The sequence below is a fragment of the Pengzhenrongella frigida genome, assembly GCF_004168625.1.
GTDB classification, from domain to species: domain Bacteria; phylum Actinomycetota; class Actinomycetes; order Actinomycetales; family Cellulomonadaceae; genus Pengzhenrongella; species Pengzhenrongella frigida.
Map to the genome: position 1 here is coordinate 36,887 of NZ_SDWW01000032.1, position 17,170 is coordinate 54,056.

17 protein-coding genes and 1 tRNA gene are annotated in these 17,170 nt (G+C 72.2%); 4 read left to right on the forward strand and 14 right to left on the reverse strand.

What is annotated here, in order from left to right:
* The first annotated feature begins 98 nt into the window (after positions 1–98).
* Positions 99–1,412, forward strand: a complete 1,314-nt coding sequence (locus tag EUA98_RS13310) for a sensor histidine kinase (RefSeq protein WP_130103173.1) — start codon at positions 99–101, stop codon at positions 1,410–1,412.
* An 86-nt stretch (positions 1,413–1,498) separates the two neighbouring features.
* On the forward strand, positions 1,499–2,215 hold the full coding sequence (locus EUA98_RS13315) for a response regulator (protein ID WP_255424309.1): 717 nt from the start codon (positions 1,499–1,501) through the stop codon (positions 2,213–2,215).
* Here the strand turns inward: EUA98_RS13315 and EUA98_RS13320 are convergent.
* The 4 genes from EUA98_RS13320 to EUA98_RS13335 form a co-directional block, all read right to left on the reverse strand.
* Positions 2,212–3,420 (reverse strand): bifunctional 2-methylcitrate synthase/citrate synthase, encoded by a 1,209-nt coding sequence (locus EUA98_RS13320; protein WP_130103175.1) that lies wholly within the window; start codon positions 3,418–3,420, stop codon positions 2,212–2,214. The two genes, EUA98_RS13315 and EUA98_RS13320, sit on opposite strands and share 4 nt — an antisense overlap.
* Positions 3,417–4,325 (reverse strand): methylisocitrate lyase, encoded by a 909-nt coding sequence (prpB, locus tag EUA98_RS13325; RefSeq protein WP_130103176.1) that lies wholly within the window; start codon positions 4,323–4,325, stop codon positions 3,417–3,419. The genes EUA98_RS13320 and prpB overlap by 4 nt, the downstream gene beginning before the upstream one ends.
* Positions 4,325–5,833, reverse strand: coding sequence for an MmgE/PrpD family protein (locus EUA98_RS13330; protein ID WP_130103177.1), 1,509 nt, complete (start codon positions 5,831–5,833; stop codon positions 4,325–4,327). The genes prpB and EUA98_RS13330 overlap by 1 nt, the downstream gene beginning before the upstream one ends.
* 94 nt (positions 5,834–5,927) lie before the next feature.
* Entirely contained in the window at positions 5,928–6,788 is an 861-nt protein-coding gene (locus EUA98_RS13335) for an oxygenase MpaB family protein (RefSeq protein ID WP_130103178.1), read from the reverse strand.
* 58 nt (positions 6,789–6,846) lie between these two features.
* Here EUA98_RS13335 and EUA98_RS13340 point away from each other — a divergent pair, with 58 nt between their 5' ends.
* Positions 6,847–7,200 carry a hypothetical protein gene (locus tag EUA98_RS13340; protein ID WP_130103179.1) on the forward strand — a complete coding sequence of 118 codons (354 nt, stop codon included), beginning with the start codon at positions 6,847–6,849 and terminating at the stop codon, positions 7,198–7,200.
* Here the strand turns inward: EUA98_RS13340 and EUA98_RS13345 are convergent.
* A tRNA-Leu gene (locus EUA98_RS13345) sits at positions 7,182–7,255 on the reverse strand. The two genes, EUA98_RS13340 and EUA98_RS13345, sit on opposite strands and share 19 nt — an antisense overlap.
* Here EUA98_RS13345 and EUA98_RS19805 point away from each other — a divergent pair.
* On the forward strand, positions 7,256–7,393 hold the full coding sequence (locus EUA98_RS19805) for a hypothetical protein (protein ID WP_165372835.1): 138 nt from the start codon (positions 7,256–7,258) through the stop codon (positions 7,391–7,393). It begins immediately after the preceding tRNA gene.
* Here EUA98_RS19805 and EUA98_RS13350 read toward each other — a convergent pair.
* From EUA98_RS13350 to EUA98_RS13390, 9 genes are all read right to left on the reverse strand, one after another.
* Entirely contained in the window at positions 7,390–8,808 is a 1,419-nt protein-coding gene (locus EUA98_RS13350) for an NAD(P)/FAD-dependent oxidoreductase (protein WP_130103180.1), read from the reverse strand. The two genes, EUA98_RS19805 and EUA98_RS13350, sit on opposite strands and share 4 nt — an antisense overlap.
* A gap of 117 nt (positions 8,809–8,925) precedes the next feature.
* On the reverse strand, positions 8,926–9,948 hold the full coding sequence (locus EUA98_RS13355) for a LacI family DNA-binding transcriptional regulator (RefSeq protein ID WP_130103181.1): 1,023 nt from the start codon (positions 9,946–9,948) through the stop codon (positions 8,926–8,928).
* 56 nt (positions 9,949–10,004) lie between these two features.
* A complete protein-coding gene (locus tag EUA98_RS13360; protein WP_130103182.1) occupies positions 10,005–10,955 on the reverse strand; it encodes a Ppx/GppA phosphatase family protein in 951 nt (316 codons plus the stop codon).
* Positions 10,956–11,036: 81 nt separating this feature from the next.
* Positions 11,037–11,555, reverse strand: a complete 519-nt coding sequence (locus EUA98_RS13365) for a DUF501 domain-containing protein (RefSeq protein ID WP_130103183.1) — start codon at positions 11,553–11,555, stop codon at positions 11,037–11,039.
* Positions 11,556–11,637: 82 nt separating this feature from the next.
* Positions 11,638–12,453: a septum formation initiator family protein gene (locus EUA98_RS20285; RefSeq protein ID WP_242511494.1), complete on the reverse strand. Its 816-nt coding sequence runs from the start codon at positions 12,451–12,453 to the stop codon at positions 11,638–11,640.
* 160 nt (positions 12,454–12,613) lie between these two features.
* A complete protein-coding gene (eno, locus tag EUA98_RS13375) occupies positions 12,614–13,897 on the reverse strand; it encodes a phosphopyruvate hydratase (RefSeq protein WP_130103184.1) in 1,284 nt (427 codons plus the stop codon).
* 119 nt (positions 13,898–14,016) lie between these two features.
* Positions 14,017–15,453: an NAD(P)(+) transhydrogenase (Re/Si-specific) subunit beta gene (locus tag EUA98_RS13380; protein WP_130103185.1), complete on the reverse strand. Its 1,437-nt coding sequence runs from the start codon at positions 15,451–15,453 to the stop codon at positions 14,017–14,019.
* Positions 15,450–15,806: an NAD(P) transhydrogenase subunit alpha part 2 gene (locus EUA98_RS13385; RefSeq protein ID WP_130103186.1), complete on the reverse strand. Its 357-nt coding sequence runs from the start codon at positions 15,804–15,806 to the stop codon at positions 15,450–15,452. The genes EUA98_RS13380 and EUA98_RS13385 overlap by 4 nt, the downstream gene beginning before the upstream one ends.
* The gene (locus tag EUA98_RS13390) at positions 15,796–16,947 is read right to left on the reverse strand and encodes a Rossmann-fold NAD(P)-binding domain-containing protein (RefSeq protein ID WP_130103187.1); all 1,152 of its coding nucleotides are present in this window, start codon (positions 16,945–16,947) and stop codon (positions 15,796–15,798) included. The genes EUA98_RS13385 and EUA98_RS13390 overlap by 11 nt, the downstream gene beginning before the upstream one ends.
* Between the last annotated feature and the right edge of the window lie 223 nt (positions 16,948–17,170).

The window sequence follows — 17,170 nt, forward strand, 5'->3', positions numbered from 1 at the left end:
GGTTTCGCGGTGGTGGGCAGGTGGGGCGAAGGTGGGGTCGGGCGCGGACCGACAGTTCTGCATGGTCCTGGAGCGATGACGGAAGGAGCGCGGAAGCCGTGAGTGTGCCGGAACCGGTGTTCACCGAGCTGAACACGCGGCGGCTCGGACCGGTGCGGCGCTACTTCCTGCGCCACCCGCGCACGATGGACGCGACCGTCGCCGCCCTGTTCGGGGTGCCGGCGTTGCTCGTCGCGATCTTCTCCGACGCGTCGCAGCTCGCGCTCGGGGTGTTCGCGGTGCTCGGTGCCGGCGCCCTGATGTGGCGGCGGCTCTACCCGGTCTGGACCGCGACCGCGATCGGCGTCCTCACGGCGCTCACGGTCGCGGTGACCGGCCAGGTCAACGGGTACGACCTCGCCATCGGGTTCGCGATCTACGCGGTCGCCGCCGCCCGCCCGCTGCGCACCACCTGGCTGACGTCCGCCGCCCTCGGGCTCGCCGCGTCCGGGGCGGTCTGGTTCTGGCAGCAGGACCTCCCGGGCAACGACGGGTCAGGACTGTTCATCGGGTCGCCCGACGGTGAGTCGCTCACCGATTCGCGGTTCTCCTCGATCGCGAGCCTGCTGATCCTCGCCCTGGCCGCGATCGCCATCGGCACCAACGTGCGCAACCGGCGGCTCCACCTCGCCGCTCTCGTCGACCGGGCGAACCGGATCGCCGTCGAGCGGGATCACGAGGTCAAGCTCGCCGCGGCCGAGGAGCGTGCCCGCATCGCGCGGGAGATGCACGACGTCGTCGCGCACAGCCTGTCGGTGATGATCGCCCTGGCCGACGGCGCCGGCGCCGCCCTGGACCGCTCCCCCGAACGCGCTCGCGACGCGGTGACCGAGCTCTCGGCGACCGGCCGGACCGCGCTGGCCGACATGCGCCGCGTGCTCGGGGTGCTGCGCGACCCCGAGGCGCCGCTCGGCCCGCAGCCGGGGGTGCCCGACCTCGCCGAGCTCATCGAGAGCTTCCGCAGCGCCGCGCTGCCGGTCCGCACGACGTTCGCCGGTGCGCCGCTGCCCGCCGACCCCGGGCTGCAGCTGGCGGTCTACCGGATCATCCAGGAGTCCCTCACCAACGCCCTGCGGCACGCCCCCGGCGCCGGCCTGGTCGACCTGAGGCTCTCCTATGCCGCCGGCCGGGTGGAGATCACGGTGACCGACGACGGCGGCCTGCGCGCGCGGGCCCCGGCGGCACCCGGTCCCGCCGGGAGCGGCTCCGGCGGGGGGCCCGGTGGGGGGGCCGGCGGGGGGCCCGGTGGGGGGAAGGGCATCATCGGGATGCGCGAGCGGGCCGCGGTCTACGGCGGCGTCGTCTTGGCCGGCCCCCACGGGGGTGGTTGGCGCACCCACGCGGTCCTGACCTGGGAAGAGGACCAGCGATGAGCACCGGGCACGCCGCGAGCGGTCCTGCGGGACGCGATCCGGCGAGCGTCGCCGAGGCGACGGCCCCTCTGGGGGAGACTGCTCCGGTGGAGACTTCGCAGGCCCGGCCCGGATCGTCCGCCGGGCACCAGATCGGCCTTCTGCTGGTCGACGACCAGGCGCTGCTGCGGATGGGTTTCCGGCTCGTGCTCGAGGCCGAGGACGACCTCGTCGTGCTGGGCGAGGCGGGTGACGGTGAGCGGGCCGTCCAGCAGGCCGTCGCGCTGCGCCCCGACGTCGTGCTGATGGACGTCCGGATGCCCGGGGTGAACGGGATCGAGGCGACCGAGCGCATCGTCGCCGCCCTGCCCGAGTGCCGGGTCATCATCCTCACCACGTTCGACCTCGACGAGTACGCGTTCGCCGGGCTGCGCGCCGGGGCGAGCGGGTTCCTGCTCAAGGACGCCCGCCCGGCCGAGCTCACCGCGGCGATCCGCACCGTGGCCGCGGGCGACGCCGTCATCTCGCCCCGCGTGACGCGGCGGATGCTCGAGATGTTCTCCGGCTACCTGCCCGCGCCCGGCGATCTCGCCCCCGACGCAGGCGGGCTCGATCCCCGCCTGCGTGCGCTCACCCCGCGCGAGCTCGAGGTGCTGGGGACGATGGCCGAGGGGATGTCGAACGCGGAGATCGCCGACCACTTCGTGCTCTCGGAAGCCACCGTCAAGACGCACGTCGGGCGGATCCTGGGCAAGCTCCAGCTCCGCGACCGGGTCCAGGCCGTCGTGCTCGCCTACGAGTCGGGCCTCGTCCGGCCCGGCTAGCGCGTGGCCAGCTCGATCGGGACGGCCCGCTGCGGGACGCCGTCGTAGCTGCTCAGCGGCCGGATCAGCGCGTTGTGCGCGCGCTGCTCGGCGATGTGCGCGGTCCAACCGACGACGCGGGACATCACGAACATGGGCGTGAACATCTCGATGTTGAACCCCATGAGGTAGTACGCCGGCCCCGTCGGGAAGTCGAGGTTCGGATAGATCCCCCGCTCGGCGAGCATGGTCTGCTCCATCGCGGTGTACATCTCCGTCCAGCGCTCGCCACCCCCGACGACCGCGGCGGTGTCCCACAGCGCGGCTTTCATGGTCGGGACCCGCGAGTCCTCGTTCTTGTACACGCGGTGCCCGAACCCCATGATCTTGCGGTGCGCGGCCAGCTCCGCGCGCATCCAGTCGGCCGCCTTCGCCGGGTGGCCGATCTCCAGCATCGTGTGCATGACGGCCTCGTTCGCGCCGCCGTGCAGCGGGCCCTTGAGCGCGCCGATCGCCGCGGTGACGGCGCTGTACTGGTCGGACATGGTCGAGGTGACCACCCGCGCCGTGAACGTCGAGGCGTTGAACGAGTGCTCCATGTACAGGATCAGAGACGTCTCGAAGGCGCGCGCGATCTGCGGCGAGGGCACCGAACCGAAACACATGTGGAAGAAGTTGTCGACGTAGTTGAGCGACTCGTCCGGAGGGATCGGTTCCTGGCCGAGTCGGCGTCGATGGTCGATCGCGACCACGGTCGCGATCTGGGCGAGCAGCATCTCGCTCTTGCGCTGGTTGGCCGCCTCGTCGTAGGTGCCCGCGTCGGGGTCCTCCGTGCCGATCCAGCTCACGGCGGTGCGCAGCGTGTCCATCGGGTGGCAGCTGGTCGGGAGCAGCCGCAACGCCAGCATCAGCCCTGGCGACAGTGCGCGACGGGGCCGCTGCATGGCCTGGAAGTCCACCAGCTCCTCGGGCGTCGGGAGCTCGCCGTGCCACAGCAGGTAGGCGACCTGCTCGAAGCTGCAGTGCGCGGTCAGGTCCTGCACCGCGTACCCGCGGTAGGTCAGCGAGTTGGTCTCCGCCATGACGTTTGAGACCTTCGTGGTGTCGGCGACCACGCCGGCGAGCCCGCGGTGGATCACCGGCTCCGTCGTCGCGCCGGTCGTGCTCGTCGTGCCGGTCGTGCCTGTCGTGCCTGTCGTCGCCGAAGCGTCCGCTGCTGTCGTCATTGATCAGCACCCCCCAAGGTGAAGTTGAAGATGGTGGAGTCGAACCGGTTGTACTCGGCGTAGTCGATCAGCTCGTAGAGCCGCGCCCGGGTCTGCATCATCGGCACCACGGACTCCTGCGTCCCGGTCGCCGCGATCGTGCGCAGCCCCGCCTCGACGGCGCCCATGGCGATCCGCAGCGTCGTGACCGGGTAGATGACGACGTTGAACCCGAGGTTCTCGAGCGTCGCGGCGTCGAGGAGCTTCGACTTGCCGAACTCCGTCATGTTCGCCAGCAGCGGGAGGTCCACCCCCGCACGGAACGCCTCGAACTCCGACTCGTCCGCGAGCGCCTCGGCGAAGATCAGGTCGGCGCCGGCGTCCGCATACGCCTTCGCGCGGTCGATCGCTGCCGACAGGCCCTCGACGCTTCGCGCGTCGGTGCGCGCGCAGATCACGAAGTCCGGGTCGGTGCGCGCATCGACGGCGGCCCGGATCCGGCCGAGCATCTCCGCGACCGTCACGACCGCCTTGTTGTCGAGGTGACCGCACCGCTTGGGGTTGACCTGGTCCTCGAGGTGCAGCCCCGAGAGCCCGGCCTGTTCGAGCACCCGCACGGTCCGGGCCGCGTTCAACGGCTCACCGAAGCCGGTGTCGGCGTCGATGAGGGTCGGCAGGTCGGTTCCCTGCGCGATCGCCCCGCCCCGGGCGGCCACCTCGCTGAGCGTGGTCAGACCGATGTCGGGCAGGGCGAGGTCGGCGGAGAGCGCCGCCCCCGACACGTAGACGCCGTCGAACCCGACCTCCTGGACGATCCGCGCGACGAGCGGGGAGAACGCCCCGGGCATCCGCAGCAGGTTCCCGGAGGCCAGGCCGGCCCGGAACGTCTGGCGCTTGGCCGCGGCGGTGCGCGTCGAACCCAGCATCAGAAGATCCCCCGGCTCGTGGCGGCGAGATCGCCGAGCCGGGCCGGATCCACGGTGAACGTGAGCCGGTGCAGCTCGCCGGCCGGCAGGTCCGGCAGCTCGGCGACCGCGGCGAGGAAGCGGTCCTGCTCGACGTCGTCGATGACGTCCGTCGCCAGGGTCCGGAACTTCTCGATGTACTGCGGGCGTGCGAACGGCCGGGCACCGAGCGGGTGGGCGTCGGCCACGGCGAGCTGGTCCTCGAGCACCGTCCCGTCGTCCAGGGTGATGACCACGCGACCGCCGAACGCCTTCTCGGCGGGGTCGACCGCGTGGTACCGGCGCGTCCACTCCGGATCCTCGGCCGTGCTGACCTTGTGCCACAGGGCGACGGTGTCCGGGCGTGCGGCGCGCTCCGGGGCGTACGAGCGCTCGTGGTGCCAGGCGCCGTCCTGCAGGGCGACCGCGAAGATGTACATGATCGAGTGGTCGAGCGTCTCGCGCGACGCGGTCGGGTCCATCTTCTGCGGGTCGTTCGCGCCGGTGCCGATCACGTAGTGCGTGTGGTGGCTGGTGTGGATCACGATGCTGCGCACGCGGGCGGTGTCCCCGACGAGCGGGCCCATCCGCCGCGCGAGGTCGATCAGCGCCTGGGACTGGTACTCGGCCGAGTGCTCCTTCGTGTACGTGTCAAGGATCGCGCGCTTGGCCTCCCCCGGTCCGGGCAGCGGGATCTGGTAGACGTGCTCCGGGCCGGACAGCAGCCACGCGATGAAGCCGTCCTCGCCCTCGTAGATCGGGGTCGGCGACGTCTCGCCGCGCATGGCCCGGTCGACGGCCTCGACGGCCATCTTCCCGGCGAAGGCCGGGGCATAGGCCTTCCAGGACGAGATCTCACCCTTGCGAGACTGCCGGGTCGCCGTGGTCGTGTGCAGCGCCTGGCCGATCGCCTGGAAGATGACCTCGGGATCGAGCCCGAGCGCGGTGCCGATCCCGGCCGCGGCGCTCGGGCCGAGGTGGGCGACGTGGTCGATCTTGTGCTCGTGCAGGCACATGCCCTTGACCAGGTCGACCTGGATCTCATAGCCCGTGGCGACACCGCGCACGAGGTCGAGTCCGCTGCGACCCCGGTGCTGCGCGACCGCGAGGATCGGCGGGATGTTGTCGCCCGGGTGGGAGTACTCGGCGGCCAGGAACGTGTCGTGGTAGTCGAGCTCGCGCACGGCCACGCCGTTCGCCCAGGCGGCCCACTCCGGCGAGGACCGCCGCGCGGCGGCCAGGCCGAACACGGTGGCGCCGGGCGCCGTGGGGTGGGCCACGGCCTGCGCGCGGGCGGAGACCGCCGGGTGGCGCGCGATCGAGGCGGCGGCGACGGCCGCGTTGTCGATGATGCGGTTGCCGATCATCTCCGCGACGGCCGGCTCGACGTCGACCGGGTCGACGGCCAGGGCCGCGAACCGCCAGGCGAGCTGTTCCTCGCGCGGCAGCCGATCGGCCGAGGGGTGGGTGCGGACAGGATGCATCTTCATTGGTACGTCCTCCGGGGTCTTCCTCGCAGAGTACGGCCGCCCCGCGGTCCGTGGGCCAGATCGCCGCGGTGGGCCCGTCCTGGCCCGGCGCGCGTCAGGCGGCCGGCGCCATCGCCCACCGGATGATCGAGGTGATCGCGTGACCGCTCGCGCGCACGACGGTCTCCTCGACCGGCGGGAAGTACGGCAGCCCGAGCGGCTTGCGGGCCCACCGGGGCAGGAGCCCGACGGCGGCACCGGTCAGCGCGGTGTACGGCGGCAGGGCCACCCACGGCACGGGAGGACGCAGCAGGATGAACCGGGCGGCCTCGCGCGCCGCCGGAGTCTCGGCGAGCTCGGGCCGGTAGGCCTCGAGCTCGGCGGTGAGCTCGGCGAGCGTCCGCGGCGGGTCGATCACCCCCAAGGCCTCGCCGACGACGGCGACCTCGGCCACGTACCGGTCGCACCCGGCGCGGTCCAGGGGCTTGTCGCCGTAGCGCTGGTGCGCAGCGAGGAAGCTGTCTGCCTCGGCGACGTGGACCCAGCGCAGCAGGTGCGGGTCGGAGGCGGCGTACTCGAGCCCCTCCGGGGTGACCCCGCTGATGCGTTCGTGGACGGAGCGCACGTGCGCGACGACGGCGGCGGCGTCGTCGGCCGCCCCGAAGGTGGTCATGGCCAGGAAGGTGCTCGTCCGCTCGAGCCGGCCCCACGGGTCACCCAGGTAGCCCGAGTGCGCCGCGACCGCGGCCATGGCCCCGGGGTGCAGCGACTGGAGCAGGAGCGCGCGCAGGCCGCCGACGAACATCGACGCGTCGCCGTGCACCCGCTGGATCGCGGAGTCGGGCGTGAACCAGCGCGGTCCGGGCCGGTGGTGGATCCGGTCGCGCTGGGCCGGACCCCGCTCGCCCGCGACCCGCGCGAACAGCGCGGCCCCGACGCGGAGCCGCACGCCCTCGACCAGTGCCAAGTCACTCATGCCCGCGCTCCGCTCGTTGATCCCGCCGCCATCATCACCCGCGCGCCGACGATCGACAATGCCCGCACCGAAGGGGGGTGTCGACCGGGCACGATCAGTCAGATCGGGAGCCGGTCGGCACGGTCGACAGCGGGAGCGGGTCGGGTCCGGTGTCCAGCGTCTCGGTGCGGGCACCGTCGGGCTGTGCGCCGGGATCGCGGCGCCCGCCGCCGCGCTCATCGGCGCGCTCTTCAGCGCCCCCTTTCCGGCGCGGGGAGCCTGGCTGGGGATGGCCGTGATCGCCGCCGGTCTGCTCATCGGGTTCCTGCCGAGCCGCGGCTCGGCGCAGCGCACCGACACGATCAGCCGCACCGCCACGGTCAGCTCAGCCACGGTCAGCTCAGCCACGACGAGTGCCCCCGACGGGGTTTGAACCCGCACTGGACCGGGTTTAAGCCGGTTGCCTCTGCCAATTGGGCTACGGGGGCGTGCGCCCCATCCTGCCCGACGGCGAGACGTCGTCGGGCAGGCGATCGCCGTCGGGCAGGCGGGGTCGTCGGGCAGGCGGGGTCGTCGGGCAGGCGGACGTCGTCGGGCAGGCGGACGTCGTCGGGCAGGGGACCTAGCCGAGCGACTCCGCCGGCGGCAATGGGATCCGCACCGACGCGGCGCGGAACTCGGCACGCGGGTCGTGCAGCGACCCGAGGGCGACCACCTCGCGCCGGAAGATCAACGAGCTGGTCCAGTCGGCCATGATGCGGACCTTGCGGTTCAGGGTCGGCATGGCGAACACGTGGTACGTGCGGTGCAGCACCCAGGCGAGGAAGCCGCGGACCTTGATCCGGCCGAACATCTGCGCGACGCCCTTGTACATGCCGAGCGAGGCGACCGCGCCGACGTTGCGGTGCTTGTACTCGGTCGGTGCGTCGCTGCGCAGGATCCGGGCCAGGTTGTCGCCGAGGTGGTTGCCCTCCCGCAGGGCGTGCTGGGCGTTCGGCGGGCAGGTCTGACCCGGGTTGAACAGGTCCGGGACGGCGGCGCAGTCGCCGGCGGCCCATGCGTCGGGGATGACCTCCCCCTCGGCGGTCGCGACCTGCAGCGTCGGCAGGCAGATGACGCGGCCCAGCTTGTCGAGCGGCAGGTCCGACTTCTTGAGCACCGGGTTGGCCATCACCCCGGCGGTCCAGACCAGGGTCTCGGCGTCGAACTCGACCCCGCTGGACAGCACGACGTGCCCGCCGACGCACGACGTGAGGAAGGTCGACAGGTGGATCTCGATGTTGCGCTTGCGCAGCTCGTCGAGCGTGTAGCCCCCGAGCTCGGCGCTCACCTCGGGCAGGATCCGGGCGGACCCCTCGACGAGCACGAACCGCAGCTCGGACACGTCGAGGGAGTCGTAGTACTTCGCCGACGCGCGCGCCATGTCCTCGACCTCGGCGAGCGCCTCGATCCCGGCGAACCCGCCGCCGACGAACACGAACGTGAGCATCTTGCGGCGCAGGTCGGCGTCCCAGATGGACGACGCCACGTCGATCCGGTTGAGCACGTGGTTGCGGACCGCGATGGCCTCTTCGATGTTCTTGAACCCGATGCCCTCCTCGGCGAGGCCGGGGATCGGCAGCGTGCGGGCGACCGAACCGAGACCCACGATCAGGTGGTCGTACGAGATCTCGTAGGGGTCGCCCTCCTCCGGCGTGATCTCGACCCGCCGGTCGCCGTGCCGGATCGAGGAGACCTTGCCGTACAGCACGTCGATGCCCTTGAGCGCGCGGCGGTGCGGGGCGACCGCGTTGCGCGGGTCGATCGAACCGGCGGCGGCCTCCGGCAGGAACGGCGCATAGGTCATGTACGGACGGGGATCGACGACGACGATCGCCGCCTCGCGCTTGCCCAGGCGCTTGCGCAGGCGTCGGGCCGAGTACACCCCGACCGTCCCGCCACCGAGGATCACGATCCGGGGCACCTTGCGCGGGGGCAGCGCGTCGTCGGACTCGGGCACGGAGCCGTGAGCGGCGTCGACCGGCTGATCAGAGGGGGACATACCGGCAGTTTATCGACGGGCCCCGCCGCGGAGATAGCCCTGGCGCCGGTGATGCCGCGCACACGAAGGCGCCGGCCCCGCCGGGGTGGGAGCCGGCCCTGATCGTCCAGCGGCCGCTCACCGGCCTCGAGCTGGGCCCGTGGACGAACGCACGACGAGTTCCGGCATGATCCGAGCGTCCCGCGCGACGTCGCCCCCGGCGGCCTCGCCGAGGAGGAGCGCGACCGCGCGACGACCGAGGGCCGAATGATCCTGGCGCACCGTGGTGAGCGGCGGGAGATAGTGCTCGGCGTCGGGGATGTCGTCGAAGCCGACCACGCTCACGTCGCGGGGAACGTCCAGGCCCTCGTCGCGGAACGCGTGCAGCAGCCCCAGCGCCATCTGGTCGTTCGCGGCGAACACGGCGGTGAACTCCCGGGACCGCAGCAGCTCGCGTCCGGCGAGGTAGCCGCACTTCGCCGTCCAATCCCCCAGGAGCGGCGGGTAGGCCGACAGGTCGGACTTGTCGATCTCGACGAGGTAGCCCTGCATCCGGGCCTCCGCCTCGATCCAGTCCTGCGGGCCGGCAAGGTGGATGATCTCGCGGTGCCCCAGCTCGATCAGGTGGCGGGTCGCCATCAACCCGCCCGCGATCTGATCGGCAGAGAGCGTGCGGGGGTTGGTGTCAGCCGTGGACTGCAGGCTCACGTACGGCACGTCGATCGACAGCTTCGCAAGGACGTCGAAGACCCGCACCTGCGGGGCGATGACCACGAGCCCCTCGATCGCCTGCTCCATCAGGTGCCCGATCGCACCCGCGATCGACTCAGGATCGACCACCGAGAGGTTCGCCGTGTTCACGTAGTAGCCGGCTTCGCGGGCGGCGTCCTCGATCGCGGCGACGCTCCGCGCGGGACCGTACTGCGCATTCGACGCCGAGAGCACCCCGATCGTGCGGGAGTGCTTCGTCGCCAGCGCCCGGGCGGCCTGGTTCGGCCGGTACTGCGTCTCCTCCATGACCTGGAGCACGCGCGCCTTCGTGTCGTCGCGCACGCTCGGGTGGTGGTTGAGGACCCGCGAGACGGTCTGGTAGGAGACTCCGGCGAGGCGCGCGACATCCCGGATGCTCGGGATGCGGCCCGGGGGGAGCTTTGCTGACACGGGGTTCAACCTCGATCTGCGGACGGGTCACGATGGTGGCAGGACAGGTAGGTGACTCATCCGGCGATGCTCCACGCTATGCCGTCAAGGATGTCGTGCTCCGAGGTCACGACGAAACCGAGCTTGCCGCCCGCGATCCCCACCTCTGCCCGGACGCGCGCGACGACGTCGGACCACACCAGCGCCCCCGCACCGATCACATCCGCGCGGCCCGGGTGCATGAACGGCAGCGCGGCCCGCTCGGCCCGTGAGCGACCGAGCAGGTCCGCGCAGGAGGCGAGCACGGCGTCGACCCGCAGCTCCGCCCCGTCGATGGCGAACGGGTCGTACGTCTTCAGCTTGAGCGTGTGCGCCGTGACCGTGGTGACCGAGCCGGCCAGCCCCACGAGGGTCGCCGTCCGCCCGAACGGCACGACGGCGGCGGCGGCGTCGAGCGCGGCCGTGACGTCGGCGCTGGCGGCGGCGATCTGCTCGCGGGTGGGGGGATCGTCGTGCAGGTGCCGCTCGGTGAGCCGCACGCACCCGACGTCGATCGAGTACGCGGCGACGGGCGACGTGGTGCCGAAGGCGAACTCGGTCGAGCCGCCGCCGAGGTCGACCACGAGGAACGGGCCGCGGTGCCGGCCCGCGAGCACGGCGGTCGCACCGCGGAACGACAGCGCGGCCTCCTCCTGCCCGCCGATCACCTCCGGCTCGACCCCCAGGGCGGCGTGCACGCCGTCGACGAACTCCTGCCGGTTCGCCGCATCGCGGGTCGCGGACGTGGCCACGAACCGGATCCGTTCGACCTCGAGGTCGGCGCAGATCTCGGCATATCGGCGCGCCGCATCCAGCGTGCGCTCGAGCGCCTCCGGCGCGATCCGTCCGGTGCGGTCCACGCCCTGCCCGAGCCGGACGACCTCCATCCGCCGCTCGAGGTCGGTCAGGGTCCCGGCCCCAGGGTCGACATCGGCAACCAGGAGGCGGATGGAGTTGGTCCCACAGTCAATAGCCCCGACACGAGTCATTCGAGCAGCCTGCCACCCTGGAGGCACCTCTCCCGACCGCCGGCTCGCGGCGACCGGGCGGTGCAGCTCAGCAGGTGCAGCTCAGCAGGTGCAGCGGGTGGGGGTCCAGGTGGCGGCGATGAGCGCCAGAGCCTCGTCGCCCAGGGGGTTGACGCCCGGGCCGGCGGCGAGCGCGTGACCGACCAGGACGTGCAGGCACTTGACCCGGGTGGGCATCCCGCCCGCGGAGATGCCGGCGATCTCCTCGACATGGCCGAGCGCCTCACGTTCGGCGAGGTAGTGCTCGTGCGCTCGGGCGTACGCCGCCGCGAGGTCCGGATCGCGTCCCAGCCGGGCGGTCCACTCCTTCATCAGGCCACCCGCCTCGAGCGTGCTGACCGCCTGCACCGCCGGCGGGCAGGTGAGGTAGAACGTGGTCGGGAACGGGGTGCCGTCGTCGAGCCGCGGCGCCGTGCGGACCACGAGCGGGCGGCCGCACACGCAGCGCGCAGCGATCCCGACCACGCCGCGCGGGACGCGCCCGAGCTGTTCGCGGAGCGTGTCGAGATCACGCTCGACGACCTCGGGGCCGGTCGTGTACGGGCGGGGATTCTCGGTCACGGTGATCCGTTCACAGGTCGGGGCGGGGTCGGGCGAGGAGCAGGCGGGGGCAGGCGATCGGGCGGGATGCGTCGCCAGGCACTCAGGGCGCGGCCGGGTCGGCCGGCGGGTCGGCCGGCGGGTCGGCCGGGGGGCTGATCGCCGGATCGGTCGGCTGGCTGGTGGGCACGCCGGTCGGCGAGTCGGCCGGCAGGGTCGGCAGCGGATCAGCGACGTCCGCCTCCCCCGCGATCCGCACCGACTCCCAGATCGTGGCGTACCACGGTGTCGTGGTTCCCTCGGCGGCGAGCGCAGGTCCGCTCCCGGTCACATCGACGAGCGGCGCGGCGGGGTCGTGGACCGTCTCGGGGTCGACCACCCGGAAGGCCGTGTCGCCGGGGAGCACGAACGCGAGCCGCTCCCGGGCCTGGGCCGCGACGTAGGCATCGTCCGTCCAGCGATCGAGCTCGGCGGCGAGGTCCTCGTTCTCGGCGCGCGCCTGAGCCACGTGCTGGACCAGCCGGTCGTTGTCCGCCCGCTGCGCGAGATACGCGCGCACGGTGGGAAACAGCAGGACGAACGCGAGGAGCACGACGACGAACAGCACGAGCGCGCGGACGCTGAACAGCCGGGGCAGCCGTGAGCCCTGGACCGGACCGCGGTCGGTCCCACCAGTACCCCGACCGCCCGAGGACGACCCCGACGACGGGCCGGTGCCGTTCGATCGCGAGGCGGGCCGGCTCGGGCCGTGGCCGGAAGAGCGCGCCCCGACCGAGGGCGCCGCGGGCCGAGGAGAAGCGGTGCGTGGTGCCGCCGGACGCCGCGGGGCGCCGGCTCCCGCCCCGGGCCCGGGGTTCGTCCGGCGCGCGCCCGTCTCCCGGTCGCCGGCGTGCGGCGCGTTCGGTCGGCGGGCGGACATGCATCGATTCTCCCCCGCGCCGGCGTCAACCCGGTGCAGGTGCCGCCCTTCGCGTGTCCGTCGCCCGAACGCACCGGAGCCCGGCATCCCGTGTCGGGATACCGGGCTCCGGTGGATCAGCTCGCGCAGGTGCCGCTCGCCGATACTGGGCCTGAGGTTGTCAGGCCTGCTTGTGACGCGGGAAAGCACTGGCGCCGGCGTAGACCGCGGCGTCGTCCAACTCCTCCTCGATGCGGAGCAGCTGGTTGTACTTCGCGATGCGCTCGCCACGGGCGGGCGCACCGGTCTTGATCTGGCCACCGTTGACCGCGACCGCGAGGTCGGCGATCGTGACGTCCTCGGTCTCGCCCGAGCGGTGCGAGACCATCGCGGTGAAGCCCGCGCGGTGCGCGAGGTCCACGGCGTCGAGCGTCTCGGTCAGGGTGCCGATCTGGTTGAGCTTGACCAGGAGCGAGTTCGCGCTCTTGAGCTCGATGCCCTTGGCCAGGCGGATCGGGTTCGTGACGAACAGGTCGTCACCGACGATCTGCACGCGGTCGCCGACCTGGGACATGAGCGAGGACCAACCGGCCCACTCGTCCTCGGACAGCGGGTCCTCGATGGAGACCAGCGGGTAGTCGCGCACGAGCTGCTCGTAGTACGCGATCATCTCGTCGGACGTGGTCGCCTTCCCCTCGAACTGGTAGGCGCCCTCCTTGAAGAACTCCGTCGCGGCGACGTCGAGCGCGAGGCCGACGTCCTTACCGGCAACGAAGCCAGCCTTCTCGATCGCGACCAGGATCAGGTCGAGCGCGGCCCGGTTGCTGGACAGGTTCGGGGCGAAGCCGCCCTCGTCGCCGAGGCCCGTGGACAGGCCCTTCGACTTGAGCACCGACTTCAGGGAGTGGTAGATCTCGGCACCGGTGCGCAGCGCCTCGCGGAAGGTCGTGGCGCCGATCGGGGCGACCATGAACTCCTGGATGTCGACGTTGGAGTCGGCGTGCGAGCCACCGTTGAGGATGTTCATCATCGGGACCGGCAGCACGTGCGCGTTCGGTCCGCCGAGGTAGCGGAACAGCGGCAGGTCGGCGGAGTCCGCAGCGGCCTTGGCCACGGCGATGGACACGCCGAGGATCGCGTTGGCGCCGAGCTTGCCCTTGTTGGACGTGCCGTCGAGGTCGATCAGGGCGGCGTCGACGAGACGCTGCTCGCTCGCCTCGAACCCGATGAGCTCGGGAGCAATCTCGTCGATGACGGCGTTGACCGCGTCCTCGACGCCCTTGCCCAGGTAGCGGGACTTGTCGCCGTCACGGCGCTCGACGGCCTCGAAGGCGCCGGTCGAGGCACCGGAGGGAACCGCCGCGCGGGCGATCGTGCCGTCGTCGAGTGCGACCTCGACCTCGACGGTCGGGTTGCCGCGCGAGTCAAGAATCTCGCGTGCGCCTACAGCCTCGATGCTAGCCATGGATGCTCCTTTGTCGAACGAGTAGGTATGCGTCGTCAGGCTACCGTTGATCACCGGGGTGACGGCCAGGACCTTCCGCCCGCGGACTGCGGGTGCTACATGGATCGTGCCGGTCGAAATCAGCCGACGAGCGTCTTGACCGCCGCGAGGATCTCGCGCAGGCCCTTCTTGGCGTCGGCGAACAGCATCCCGGTCTGGGGCTGGCCGTAGAGCTCGTTGTCGAGCCCGGCGTACCCGTGACCGAGGGACCGCTTGATGACGATCACCGAGCGGGCCTGGTCGACGTCGAGGATGGGCATCCCCGAGATGGCGTTGCCCGGCCGGCGAGCGGCGGGGTTGGTCACGTCGTTGGCCCCGACCACCAGCGCGACGTCGCAGGTGGCGAACTCGGGGTTGACCTCGTCCATCTCCAGCAGCTGCGTGTAGGGCACGTCGGCCTCGGCGAGCAGCACGTTCATGTGCCCGGGCATGCGCCCGGCCACCGGGTGGATCGCGTACAGCACGGTGATGCCGCGCTCGGTGAGCAGCGCACCGAGCTCGCCGCACTCGCGCTGGGCCTGCGCCGCGGCCAGGCCGTAGCCGGGCACGATGATGACCTTCGTCGCGTAGGCGAGCTGGATCGCGACGTCGTCGGCGTCCACCTTGCGCACGTCGGCGCCCGCGACCCCGGCGCCGGCGTCGGAGGCGGTGTCCCCGGTGCCGAAGCCGCCGATCATGATGGCGATCACGGACCGGTTCATCGCGTCGGCCATGAGCTTGGTGAGGATCGTGCCGGACGCCCCGACCAGGGCACCGGCGATGATGAGGATCTGGTTGCCGATGACGAAGCCGGCCATCGCGACCGCCAGGCCGGTGAAGGCGTTCAGCAGCGAGATCACCACGGGCATGTCCGCGCCGCCGATGGGCAGGACCATGAGGATCCCGAACCCGAGCGAGGCGATCACGACGGCGACCAGCAGCCACCCGCTGGGCGCTGCGACCAACCAGGCCGCCCCGCCCAGGGCCACCACCGCGGCGGCGATGTTCAGCGCCCGGGAGCCCTTGAACGTGATCGGCGCCCCGGAGACCCAGCCCTGCAGCTTGCCCGCGGCGATCAGCGACCCGGAGAACGTGACCGAGCCGATGATGACGTCGAGCACGACCGGGACAGAGAACCCGGCGGTGACCGCGCCCTCACCCGAGAGACGGACGAAGTCGATGATCCCGACCAGGGCAGCCGCGCCACCACCGACCGCGTTGAAGATCGACACCAGCTGCGGCATGGCGGTCATCTGCACCGCCCGCGCGGTGTACAGACCGGCGAACGAGCCCACCGCCAGACCGGACAGGAGCATCCCCCAGCCCCACCCGGTCACCGAGTAGGTGCCCCCCTCGGACGTCTGCCCGCCCGCGGCCACCAGGGCCACGGTCGCGACGATCGCGGCGGTCATGCCCGCCGCGGACAGCCAGTTGCCGCGCCGCGCCGTGGCGGGCGAACGCATCAGGTGCAGGCCGAGCACGAAGCACACGGCCGCGACCAGGTAGATGAGCCGGACGGCGACCTCGAGCCCGCTCATCGCGCGCCACCTTCAGTAGTTGCGGAGCCAGCGGACGACGACGCGTCGGCGGCAGCGGGCGCGGGGCGCGCCGGGCGCGCCTTGAACATGCCGAGCATGCGGTCGGTGACCACGTATCCGCCGACCACGTTCATCGCGGCGAACGCCGCCGCCACGAACGTCAGGAAGTACGCGAACGGGTCGTCCGCGAGGCCGGCCACGATCACCGCCCCCACCACCACGACCCCGTGGATCGCGTTGGCGCCCGACATCATCGGCGTGTGCAGGGTCGCGGGGATCTTGGAGATCACCTCGAAGCCGACCAGCACCGCCAGCACAAACAGTCCCAGGTTGCTCAGAAGTTCACTGCTCACCGGTCGCACCCTCTGCTCGAATCCACACGGCCGCGACGATGTCGTCGGCCGGGTCCAGCGCCACAGCGCCGTCCTTCACGATCGCGGCCAGCAACGCCGTGACGTTGCGCGCATACGCCGACGACGCCCCGGTGGCCATCTGCGCGGGCAGGTTCCCCGCCCCGATGACGCTCACCCCACCCGGGGTGACGACCGTGGAGTCGGGCACGGAGCCCGCGACGTTGCCCCCGAGCGGCCCCGACGCGAGGTCCACCAGGACCGCGCCCGGCTTCATCCCCGCCACCGTCGCCGCGGTGACCAGCACCGGGGGGACCCCGCCGGGGACCTGCGCGGTGGTGATCACGATGTCGAACTTGCGGATCGCGGCGTCGAGCTCGGCCCGCTGGGCCTTGCCCTCCTCCTCGGTCAGCGCACGGGCGTAGCCACCCGCGCCGTCGCCCGCGGCAACCGTCGAGGTCGTCGTCAAGAACGCCGCACCCATCGAGGTCACCTCGCCGCGCGCGGCGTCGCGCACGTCATACCCGGTCACCTGCGCACCCAGCCGGCGCGCGGTCCCGATCGCCTGCAGCCCCGCGACGCCGGCGCCGAGCACGAGCACCGTGGCGGGCCGGGCTGTGCCGGCCGCGGTGATCATCATCGGGAAGTACCGGGCGAACGCCTCGGCCGCCACGATCGCGGCCCGGTACCCGGCCACCGACGCCTGCGAGCTCAACGCGTCCATCGTCTGCGCCCGCGGCAGCGTGCGCGGCAGCAGGTCCAGGCTCAGCAGCCGCACCCCACGCCCCGCGGCGTCGTCCAGGTCCAACCGACCCGCACCGGTGGCGCGCCCGTCCAGCAGGCCGATCACGACCTGACCGGGGCGCAGCTGGGCCAGCACCGCGGCCGACGGCCGACGGACCGCGAGCAGCACGTCGCACGCGGCCAGCACCTCGTCGGCCGGGGCGACCTTCGCGCCCGCCTGGAGGTACGCATCATCGAAGAACAGCGCCTCAGCCCCAGCACCCGTCTCGAGCAGCACCTCGAACCCCTGGCCGACCAGCTTCTCGACCACCTCGGGCACCAGCGCCACCCGCCGCTCGCCCGGCGCACGCTCCGCCAGCGCAGCGATCACGAGCACCTTCGCATCTTCGGGCGCAGTCATCAGTCCTCCTTGGGTGCCGTCCCGTTCGGGCGGCGGGGATGATTCTGCCCTTGTGAAGGCGAAGCGACCAAGGACGTTCGCCCTGGCAACGCCACGAACCCCCGCGTTGCACCCCGAAACGGGGTGAATCGCAGGGGTCCGAGGTGGGTCAGGAGCGGAACTGCCCGACGAGCTGCTGCAGCTCGGCGGCCATCCGGGCCAGCTCGTCCGCGGCCTGCGCCGT